We start from the raw sequence: 10,399 nt of genomic DNA on the forward strand, positions 1-10,399 counted from the left end.
AACTTCTTATGAGCCGACAACTGACGCTTCTCCAATTGCTCGACGTTCGCGTCAGCGCGGCCCTGGCCGCTGCCGGCTGCGAGGGTGCACCGGCCGTCATCGTGCGTGCAGCGCGTCCAGAATTCGGCGATTTCCAGGCGAACGGCGTCATGGCGGCGGCGAAGGCGCGACGCCAGAACCCACGCGAACTGGCAGAGCAGGTGGTTGCGCATCTCGACTTGGCGGGCATCGCCAGCCGAGTCGAGATCGCCGGGCCTGGCTTCATCAACATCACGTTGGCGCCGGAATTCCTCGCCGCGCGCACGGCGGCCGCGCTGGCTGGCGAGAGTCTTGGCGTGCCGCGCCCTCAGCCCCTGCGCGTCGTCATTGACTACTCGTCGTCGAACCTCGCGAAAGAGATGCATGTGGGGCACTTGCGGTCCACCATCATCGGCGACGCGCTGGCTCGGGTGCTGCGCTTTCTCGGTCACACCGTCATTGCGCAGAATCACATTGGCGACTGGGGAACGCAGTTCGGCATGCTGACGGCCTTTTTGGTGGAGATCGAGAAGGGCGTCGGTACGGAGCTCGCCTTGTCGGACCTCGAAGACTTCTATCGCCGCGCGAAGCAGCGCATGGATGAGGACCCCGAGTTCGCTGACACTGCGCGCCAGTACGTTGTGCGACTGCAGGGCGGGGACGCGGAAGTCCAGACGCTTTGGCGACGCTTCCTGGATGTCTCGATGCGGCACTGCGAAGCGGTGTACGACATGTTGGGTGTTGGACTGACGCGCGCCGATTTGAAGGGTGAGAGCGCCTACAACGATGAGCTGCCGGGCATCCTCCGAGACCTTCAAGCCCAGGGCCTGGCGGTCGAAAGCGATGGCGCGCAGGTCGTCTTCCTCGATGAGTTCAGGAGCAAGGAAGGTCAAGCCCAGGCCTACATCGTGCAAAAACAGGATGGCGGCTACCTGTATTCAACGACCGATCTCGCCGCGCTGCGCCATCGTGTCCGTGATCTGGGGGCCCATCGGGTGCTCTACGTGGTCGACCAGCGCCAGGGCCTGCACTTCCAGCAGCTCTTCTGTCTGGCCCGCAAAGCAGGCTATGTCGACGACACCGTGTCCCTCGAGCATGTCGGCTTCGGTGTGATGATGGGCGAGGACAACAAGCCGTTCAAGACGCGCTCCGGCGGTACGGTGAAGTTGTGCGAACTGTTGAAAGAGGCGGCTGAACGGGCCTTCTTGCTGGTCACCCAGAAGAACCCGGATTTGCCCGAGGATGCCCGCCGAGACATTGCACATGCGGTGGGTGTCGGTGCCGTGAAGTTCGCCGACCTGTCAAAGAACCGTGCCAGTGACTATGTGTTCTCGTGGGCGTCGATGCTGGCGTTCGAGGGGTACACGGCCCCCTACCTGCAGTACGCCTACACGCGCAGTTCCAAGGTGCTGCGCGACGCCGGCCAGCTCGCCATCACGGCGCCGATCACGCTGGTCGACGCGCCTGAACGGGCCTTGGCGTTGCAGCTGGCTTGCCTGGCAGACGCGCTCAACGGGGTGGCGAAAGACGCTGCCCCTCACCACCTCTGTGCCTACCTCTTCGAACTGGCGGTGGTTTTCAGCCGTTTCTACGAACAGTGCCCCGTGCTGAGGAGCGACGGCGCCGTCCGGGCCAGCCGGCTGCAGCTCTGTCGTTTGACGGCCGACACGCTGAGGGTCGGCCTCGGCCTGCTGGGCATCCGCACGGTCGATGCCATGTAGGCGACCGCCGCGAGCCGCGCGACGATCAGAATTTCTTGCCGGCGGTACGTGAGCGAAACAATTCCAGCAGCGCCAGCTCGCGAGGGCCAGGCTGAAGGGTGAAGGCCTGTCCCGCTTGCACCGCACCGGGCTGCAGCACCGCCAGATAGGCGCCGCAGTAGCCCGATTCGACCATCAGCTTGGCCGCCTTCGAGAAGCCCAGGCGGGCGTTGAACTTGAAGCATGGGAACCGCGGCTCGCTCACCACCATCACGCCGCCGTCGGCGAAATGCAGCTGGTCGCCAATCCACAAGTCGCGCTCGTCCAGCCCTTCGAGTGTCAGGTTCTCGCCCATGGCGCCGGGCGGCAGCAACTCGTCGTCCCAGCCGCCCACCTGGGCCTGTGCCCGCACCGTTCGCCAGAACGCGTAGTGCCGATGCGGGTAGGCGTAGATCGCCTTGGACAAGCCGCCGTGCACCGACAAGTCCGCCTGCTCGTCGCCGTCCAGCCCCAGCGGCAAGTAGGGCACCGGCCCTTGGCGGGGCTGCTTGCCGATGGCCGTGAGAACTTCGCGGCCATTGATGTGCACCGGGGTGGCGCGGGCGGTGTTGACACTCAGGACGTTCATCGGTGCGATTGTCCCGGCTGTCGGGCTGGCACGCCTGCATGGGGCATTGCATTGGAGCAAACCCGCGACCCAATATTCAAGAACCTTCAACGCTTTGGGATTGCCCGATCGACGTCGTAACAAGCCGTCTCCAGCATCGCCAGTTCTGACCTGCCAACGGCTGGCCCGGCACTGGGCGGCGAAGACCGCCTCCGGCTGGCTTGCTTGTTGCGTGTTGGTGGCCGCCGCGGCCAGAAGCTGCTGGCGTGTCTGACCCAAGTTGTTCATCGCTGGCGTTCGGCCATCCGCCGCCCGTCAAGCATTTCCGAGGAGCGAGTGAGTGAAGCAAATTCGTAAAACGCTGCTGGCCACTGCCGCCGCAGCGGCCCTGACGCTGGTTGTGGGGGGAGTCCACGCCGCGCCTCAATCTGTGCCGGCCAAGGCGGCCGAGCAGACGGACCATTGGTTCGTCGAGTTCCAGAGTGCTCCGACGATCGAAGGCGCCAAGCTCGACAAGGTGCGCGCCGAGAAGACCGCGTTCCGCGCCGCCGCCAAGCAGGCCGGCATCCAGTTCAAGGAGCGTCGCTCTTTCGACGTGCTGTTCAACGGCATGTCCATCACCGCCACCGCCGCCGAGCGCGCCAAGATTTCGCGCCTGCCGGGCGTGAAGGCGATGTACCCGGTGGAAGTGATCAAGGCACCGAAGCCGATCCGTGTCGAAGGCGAAGTGCAGCCGCAGATGGACACGGCGCTGGCCATGACTGGTGCCGACGTGCTGCAAGGCATGGGCATCAAGGGTGATGGCATCAAGGTCGGCATCATCGACACCGGTGTCGACATCGACCACCCGGCGCTCGGCGGCAATGGCACGCCCGGCTCCACCTCGTTCCCGTCGACGCGCGTCAAGTACGGCTATGACTTCGTCGGCGATGACTTCAATGCCGACACCTCCAGCCCCGACTACAACCCGATCCCGGTGCCTGATGCCAACCCCGACGACTGCGGTGGCCATGGCACGCACGTGGCCGGTATCGTCGGCGCCGAAGGCGCGGTGACCGGCGTGGCGCCGAAGGTGACCTTCGGTGCCTATCGCGTGTTCGGTTGCGCGGGTTCGACCACCGCCGACATCATGATCGCCGCGATGGAAATGGCGCTGGCCGACGGCATGCAGGTCGTCAACCAGTCGATCGGCTCGTCGTTCCAGTGGCCCGAGTACCCGAGCGCCAAGGCGGCTGATCGCCTGGTGAAGTCGGGCGTGGTGATGGTCGCCTCGATCGGCAACAGCGGCACCAGCGGCCTGTACGCCGCGGGCGCCCCGGGTGTCGGCGAGAAGGTCATCGGCGTGGCGTCGTACGACAACTCGCACGCCAAGCTGAACCAGTTCATGGTGTCGCCGGACGGCACGCCCATCGGCTACATCTCGGCCACCGGCGCACCGGCCGCTCCGACCTCGGGCGCGCAGCCGATGTCGCGCACCGGCACCGTCGCCTCGACGGCGGACGCCTGTTCGGCCCTGACCCCGGGCAGCCTGACCGGCACCGTGGCGCTCATTCGCCGCGGCAGCTGCAGCTTCTACCAGAAGGCCTTCAACGCCCAGACCGCGGGCGCTGCCGGCGTGGTGCTCTACAACAACGTGCCGGGCCGCATCAGCCCGACCGTGGTGGGCACGCCTGCCATCACCATCCCGGTGGTCTCGGTGTCGGACACTGAAGGCGCCCTGATCGACAGCCGTCTGGCCTCGGGTGCCGTGGACATGACCTGGTCGGCCGACCTGGGCTCGTTCCCGCAACTGACCGGTGGCCTGATCTCCAGCTTCAGCTCGTACGGCCTGGCTGCCGATCTGAGCGTCAAGCCCAACATCGGCGCCCCCGGCGGCTCGATCTACTCGACCTACCCGCTGGAGCTGGGCGGCTACGCCACGCTGTCGGGCACCTCGATGTCGTCGCCGCACACCGCAGGCGGTGCAGCGCTGCTGCTGCAAGCCAACCCGAAGATCACGTCGAAGACCATGCGCGACCGCATGCAGAACTCGGCCGATCCGAAGGCTTGGCAAGGCAACCCGAACCTGGGCTACCTGGATCAGGTGCACCGCCAAGGTGCCGGCATGCTGGACCTGGTGCAGGCTTCGCAAGCCACCACGCTGATCCAGCCGGGTGAGTTGGCTCTGGGCGAAAGCCAGGCCGGCCCGGTGACCCGCACGCTGACGTTCAAGAACAGCAGCAAGACGGCCGTCACCTACGACCTGAGCCACGCCAGCGCGCTGGCCACCGGCCCGAACAGCTTCACCGTCTCGGCCTTCGACGCGCCTGCCACCGTGGCCTTCAGCGCGTCCAGCGTGACGGTGCCGGCCAAGGGCTCGGCCACGGTCGACGTGACGGTGACAGCCCCCGCCGGCCTGGCCGACAAGGGCCTGTACGGCGGCTACGTCGTCGCCACGTCGCAGGCGGATGGCAAGGTGATGCGCGTGCCGTACGCCGGCTTCAAGGGCGACTACCAGTCGATCCAGGTGCTGGCCCCGACGGCCAACGGCTTCCCGTGGCTGGCCAAGTTCGATGGCGCGAACTACACCAACCAGCCCAGCGGCGCCACCTACACGATGGCGGGCACTGACATTCCGTTCTTCCTGATCCACCTGGATCACCAGTCGCGGCAGATGAAGCTCGAAGCTTTCGACGCCGTGACGAACAAGAACATGCACTACGTCAGCCTGGACAACTACCTGCCGCGCAGCTCGACCGCCACCGGCTTCTTCACCTGGACCTGGGACGGCACCACCTTCAAGAAGGATGGGTCGACCTCCACGGTGCCGAACGGCCAGTACGTGGTCAAGGTGTCGGTGCTGAAGGCACTGGGCGACGCGAACAACGCCGCCGACTGGGAAACCTGGACCTCGCCGGTCGTGACGATCTCTCGTCCGTGATCAGCCCACGCGCGCGGCGCCTGCCCAGGCGTTGCGCGCGTTCAATCGAGAGCCCCTGCCTTCACACCGCAGGGGCTTTTTCCTGGCGGGTTCAATCCTCGGGCCACTCGACCTGCATGGCGCTGGCGATCAGCTCGAAGTCCTGTGCGGGCACCTTCAACTGTCCGAAACGGAAGGCGGCGCCCCACTGCGTCTTGCTGCGAATGAAGCTCAACCGGTCGATCAGCGGACGGATCGGCGCCTCTCGGCAAGGCGCGAACCCCACATCGACGCGCCAGGGGCGGAAGTCCGGTGACATCTCCACTTGGTAGACCTCGCCTGAGACCACCACGCCTATCGCAGTGAAGCATTGCAGCGCGGCGCCATCCGGGTAGGCCGCGCGCGGCGAATACATCGCGATGCGGTCACCGGCGCGCAACCGACGCACCGGCGCCTTCTGCCCGTGGTTGAGCTGGACGAAGTTGCCGGCCACGCCGCGCTGCACGTGTTCGCGCGAGACGACCCCGATCCAGGCCTGACGCTCGGCGGCGCTCAACAGCGGGCGGGTTGTGAGCGGCGCGGCTGGGGCTGTTGGCCAGCGGGGCGCGGGGGTGGCGGAGGAGAGGAACAGGGCGGTCTGTTGCATGGTGCGGCCTTCGTGTCGGGATGGGGCGATTGGGCGGCCCAGTCTCGCGAACCCCTGCTGACAACCTGGTGTCAGCAGTCCTCGCACTTCCAACACGGCCGCCCATGCGGCCAAACACGCCGTGGCGGAGAAATCCTCCGCTTGGTTGCGAGCCGTCCCTGAAGGAAAATTCCTGGCGATACAAAAAGAGGTGAGGGATACGCATGTATGCACGACGCGCGTCGAACGCGTTGCAATGGGCCGCGGCCGGGACACTGGCGTCGGCGCTCTGTGGCTGGGCTTCCGCCGCCCCCAGCTTTCAGGACGCAGGATCGGTGGGCCACGAACAGTTTGAAGTCGACGTGAATTCCGTCCGACTCGAACAGGGTCTGGTCCGATTCCGACTGCGTTCGCGGTATCGATCGGACACCGCCAACTACAACTTCGCTGCGGATATCGGTGTCGATTGCGAACACCGTACGCGAGGTGAGTTCTACAACTCTCGCGAAGCCAACCCGGTTGTTCTAGATGATGCCGGGCGCCCGCTCATGAAGCCGGTGTATGAAGGCACTCGCCAGGCCAAAGAGCTGGAGATGGTCTGTCGGCTGGCGGCCGTCGCACCCAAGGCTTCCGAGCCGTCGCAGGTTCCAAGCTCGCCGCCCCCCGTGTTGGCCGGCAAGCGCCGGCTCGAACGGGTGGTCACTGGCTTCGTCATTTCGGGCGATGGGTGGGTCCTGGCACCCGGTGATGCGGTCGAAGGCTGCGGTACCGTGGAGGTGTTGGTATCCGGCACCTCGCGACCCGCGCTGATCGGGGACAGTGGTTCCCATGAGGACTATGCGCTGCTGAAGCTGGATGGCTCAGCATTCACGGCCCTCAGGCCTCGGGGAGAGCCATTGCCTAGAGGCAGTGCCTTGACGCTCCTGGGACACCCTGCCGGTGCGCCTCTGAAAGCCCAGCCCCGTGTTTCCACGGCGTTTGTTTCCGGCGGCGAGGCCGGCAACCGAGATGGCGGCGTGCCCTGGATCACCGTGTCGGCGGCCACCACGATGAGCGTGGCCGCCGTGTTGGATGACCAAGGGCTCCTGGTTGGCGTGATTCGTCAGATAGAGGGTGGCGAAAGGGGACGATTCCACGGACGTGTGACACGTGTGTCGGCCATCAGGGGAGTCATGGAGTACCACGGTATCGACTGGGTGCCTCCGGTGAATGGCACGAAGCGGGCAGTCGCTGAACTGTTGCGTCAGGCGGTACCAGCCGTCGTGCAGGTTGCCTGCTATTCAAACTGACAAGCGGGTCCATCTGAAGTCTGCGACCGCGAGGCCATGGCCGCAGGCACTGACTTCGATGGACCTGCCAAGGGAGCTTCATCCATGATCATCGGTATTGACCTGGGAACCACCAACAGCCTGGCGGCTGTCTGGCGTGACGGGAAGTCAGAGCTGATTCCAAACGCCTTAGGCGATGTCCTGACACCTTCATGCGTCAGCTTGGACGCCGATGGAAGCGTCCTGGTCGGGCGCGCTGCTCGCGAACGTCTGCAGACACATCCGGATCGAACTGCGGCGCTGTTCAAGCGCTATATGGGCAGCCAGAAGTCACTTCGCCTGGGTAAGCGGGACTTCAGGCCTGAGGAACTCTCGGCGCTGATATTGCGTGCCCTCAAGGCGGACGCCGAGGCCATGCTGGGAGAGCCCGTGACACGGGCCGTCATCACCGTGCCTGCCTACTTTTCGGATGCCCAGCGAAAGGCGACCCGGGTAGCCGGGCAGCTGGCAGGCCTGACCGTCGAACGATTGCTCAACGAGCCCACGGCCGCTGCATTGGCGCATGGCATGCACTTGCGTGGCGCTGAAAGCCGCTTCTTGGTGTTTGATCTCGGTGGTGGCACTTTTGACGTCTCGATTCTGGAGTTGTTCGAGGGGGTCATGGAGGTCAGGGCTTCCGCGGGTGACAACTACCTCGGCGGCGAAGACTTTGTCCAGGCCATGGTGGAGATGTTCCACGAGCGCTTGAATCTGCCCGGGCGTCTGCGCAAGGATCCGGTGTTCGCCCAACGGTTGACGGCACAGGCCGAATCAGCGAAGAGAGCCTTGAGTACGCGAGACCAGGCCACCATGCGCGTGATGGACGGTCAGGACGAATACACGCTGGACTTGAGCGAATCCATGCTTGAGCAAGCCGCGGCGCCACTGCTCAAGCGCCTGCGCGCCCCGGTGGAGCGCGCGCTGCGAGACGCCAACCTTCGCACCAGCGAACTTGACAGCATCGTGTTGGCTGGTGGTGCCACGCGCATGCCTCTGGTGCGCCGTTTGGTGACCACCATGTTCGGGCGGTTTCCCGCGGTGGATCTGAATCCGGACGAGGTGGTGGCGCTGGGAGCGGCTGTTCAGGCGGGGCTGGTCGTCAAGGATGCGGCACTTGACGAGGTTGTGATGACCGACGTGTCGCCCTATTCGTTGGGGGTCGAGGTGGGCGTTCGGCTGGATGAACGCTCGGTGTCGAACGGGCACTTCGATCCGGTCATCGAGCGCAACAGTCCGGTGCCCATCAGCCGTGTGAAGCAGTACGTGCCCATCTCGGACAACCAAGAAGCCTTGGATCTTGAGATCTACCAGGGCGAGGCGCGTATGGTGCGTGACAACATTCACCTGGGAACCCTGAGGGTACCTTTGCCACGTGCCACCCGAGCAGACTGTTCGGTGGACGTCCGATTCACCTATGACGTCAATGGCCTGCTTCAGGTTGAGGCCACTGTTCACAAGACGGGGCAGAGTGTCGCGGTGGTGATCGAAGGCAATCCGGGGCTGTTGACCGAGGCCCAGATCGCGGATCGCCTTCGGGGTTTGGCCGAGCTGAAGATCCATCCTCGTGACCGGCTCGAGAACCGCACCTTGATGGCCCGCGCTGAACGACTCTATGAGCAGTGCCGGGGGGACCTGCGTGAATGGTTGGGCGCGCAGATCCTGCGCTTCGAGCGTCTGATGGCGACGCAGGACGATCGCCAGATTCAGCCCGGGCGCCAAGAACTCGAGAAGGCGTTGGACCGTATCGAGCAGAACTCGGTCTTCGACGGCCCATCTGCCTGAGGCCGATATGGAAGACGATGACGAGCGCGACCATTCTGCGCATGTGCCAGCATTCCTGGTCCACCTGGGCCTGGATGCACAGGCCGATGAGCGATCCGTCCGAAAGGCCTATGCGGCGCGACTGAAGGCGCTGGATCAGGTCACCCAGGCTGCGGCCTTTCAGGATCTGCGTGAGGCGTACGAGGCGGCCTTGCGTTGGATTACCTGGCAACGGCAGGTGGCAGAGCGTGAGGCGATCGATGAGGAGCAGAGGCCGGTGCAGTCGGTGGAGCGTGCCGACGACAGGGCGCCGGGGAGCACGACAGCCAACGAGCGTGCTCAGGACGCTGACTCCCTCATCAACATGTCGGCGGCGCCGGCTCCCCCGGATGAGGATGCGTCACGGGAGGACGCAGCCGAAGAGCTGCCTACGCCGGAGATCATGGCGGGCATGGTCTTCCAAGGCTTCTTGGCTTCGCGTGACACCGGGTTCGAAAGTGAAGATCAAGCGCAACAGGCACTCGACCGTGCCATGGCCGATGAGCGCCTGATCAATCTGGAAGCTCGCACGATGTTTGAGTGGCGTGTCGCTTGCTTGCTGGCCGAAGGCTGGAGGCCGGGTCATGAGTTTCTGTTCGGCCCTGCCAGCAAGACCTTTCATTGGGAACAGGAGCGCCGGGCGCTCGCGATGTTTGGTCGTGTCGGGGCTGTACTTGATTCGGCGATCCAAGAGCGTTTGATGTTCTACAGCCTTGGGCCACTCGCATTCAAGGCGAACCGCGAACTGATTCAGCGATTGCGTCGCGATGAAATGCCGCATGCGGGTGAACTGATGCGCAGCCTGCCGACGCTGAGGACGCTGGTACAGCGCTATCCACAGTGGCTGCGCATGATCACCTCGCAAACCAATTTCGTCCGATGGAACGAGGCATTCGAGGCCATCCCCGCGGAACAGCGGGAGGCGTTCGAGCGCCGCTCGCCTCGCGAGCGATCGGCATCTGCTTCGCCATCCATCCGACCACCTGCAGCCGACCAACTCCCAAAGCGCGAGAGTTCATGGGGCGTGGTTTGGGGCCTTGGCGTTGTGATCTTCATGGCGCTGCGCCTGATTGGCGGTTCCGCAGATCATTCGCCACGCTCGCCTTACTCGTCGAGCAATCAGTCTCACCTTTCCTCCCCGCCATGGCCGTCGGCGCCCGCCTCGACGCCTGCGTTTACCCCGCTGTTTGACTTGCCACCCGCCGCGCCGGTGGCGCCACAGCCCAGGTCTTCGGCCCCTCTTTCGCAGAAACCACCTTCTTCGGAAGCGAGTCGTACCGGAAGTTCTCATGTGCCGTCGCGCGAAGTGGATCGTAAGCAGCCGGGGAACACATATTGACCGAGGCGGAGCGTTCGGTCAGATAGCTGGCACCCAGTGGTGCGGCAGCAGTTCGCCGATGTTGCAGGCCCGTTGCGTAGGCAGCCTCTGCAGGACATCCTTCA

General features: G+C 64.8%; 7 protein-coding genes. 5 read left to right on the forward strand and 2 right to left on the reverse strand.

Annotated features, from left to right (window positions below; translation table 11 throughout):
- The first annotated feature begins 8 nt into the window (after positions 1-8).
- Positions 9-1,739 (forward strand): arginine--tRNA ligase, encoded by a 1,731-nt coding sequence (gene argS, locus AACH06_RS10070; protein WP_341425521.1) that lies wholly within the window; start codon positions 9-11, stop codon positions 1,737-1,739.
- Positions 1,740-1,764: 25 nt separating this feature from the next.
- Here argS and AACH06_RS10075 read toward each other — a convergent pair whose 3' ends face one another.
- On the reverse strand, positions 1,765-2,346 hold the full coding sequence (locus tag AACH06_RS10075) for an MOSC domain-containing protein (RefSeq protein WP_341425522.1): 582 nt from the start codon (positions 2,344-2,346) through the stop codon (positions 1,765-1,767).
- Positions 2,347-2,665: 319 nt separating this feature from the next.
- On the opposite strand from AACH06_RS10075, the gene AACH06_RS10080 reads away from it, so the two are divergent.
- Positions 2,666-5,245, forward strand: a complete 2,580-nt coding sequence (locus AACH06_RS10080; protein WP_341425523.1) for a S8 family serine peptidase — start codon at positions 2,666-2,668, stop codon at positions 5,243-5,245.
- Positions 5,246-5,336: 91 nt separating this feature from the next.
- On the opposite strand, the gene AACH06_RS10085 is transcribed toward AACH06_RS10080, so the two are convergent.
- Positions 5,337-5,870: an EVE domain-containing protein gene (locus AACH06_RS10085; protein ID WP_341425524.1), complete on the reverse strand. Its 534-nt coding sequence runs from the start codon at positions 5,868-5,870 to the stop codon at positions 5,337-5,339.
- A gap of 203 nt (positions 5,871-6,073) precedes the next feature.
- Between AACH06_RS10085 and AACH06_RS10090 the strand changes: the two genes are divergently transcribed.
- The 3 genes from AACH06_RS10090 to AACH06_RS10100 all read left to right on the forward strand — a co-directional run bounded on the left by AACH06_RS10090 (position 6,074) and on the right by AACH06_RS10100 (position 10,295).
- On the forward strand, positions 6,074-7,138 hold the full coding sequence (locus AACH06_RS10090) for a S1 family peptidase (protein WP_341425525.1): 1,065 nt from the start codon (positions 6,074-6,076) through the stop codon (positions 7,136-7,138).
- An 84-nt stretch (positions 7,139-7,222) separates the two neighbouring features.
- Complete coding sequence (locus AACH06_RS10095; protein WP_341425547.1) at positions 7,223-8,938, forward strand: Hsp70 family protein; 1,716 nt, start codon at positions 7,223-7,225, stop codon at positions 8,936-8,938.
- 7 nt (positions 8,939-8,945) lie between these two features.
- Complete coding sequence (locus AACH06_RS10100; RefSeq protein WP_341425526.1) at positions 8,946-10,295, forward strand: hypothetical protein; 1,350 nt, start codon at positions 8,946-8,948, stop codon at positions 10,293-10,295.
- The last annotated feature ends 104 nt before the right edge of the window (positions 10,296-10,399 follow it).

This window comes from Ideonella lacteola, assembly GCF_038066555.1.
Classification (GTDB): domain Bacteria; phylum Pseudomonadota; class Gammaproteobacteria; order Burkholderiales; family Burkholderiaceae_C; genus Ideonella; species Ideonella lacteola.

What these genes read in the sequence shown, in the direction of transcription:
- argS (WP_341425521.1), top strand. Translation starts at nt 9, where the DNA reads ATGAGCCGACAACTGACGCTTCTCCAATTGCTCGACGTTCGCGTCAGC.
- AACH06_RS10075 (WP_341425522.1), bottom strand. Translation starts at nt 2,346, where the DNA reads ATGAACGTCCTGAGTGTCAACACCGCCCGCGCCACCCCGGTGCACATC.
- AACH06_RS10085 (WP_341425524.1), bottom strand. Translation starts at nt 5,870, where the DNA reads ATGCAACAGACCGCCCTGTTCCTCTCCTCCGCCACCCCCGCGCCCCGC.
- AACH06_RS10090 (WP_341425525.1), top strand. Translation starts at nt 6,074, where the DNA reads ATGTATGCACGACGCGCGTCGAACGCGTTGCAATGGGCCGCGGCCGGG.
- AACH06_RS10095 (WP_341425547.1), top strand. Translation starts at nt 7,223, where the DNA reads ATGATCATCGGTATTGACCTGGGAACCACCAACAGCCTGGCGGCTGTC.
- AACH06_RS10100 (WP_341425526.1), top strand. Translation starts at nt 8,946, where the DNA reads ATGGAAGACGATGACGAGCGCGACCATTCTGCGCATGTGCCAGCATTC.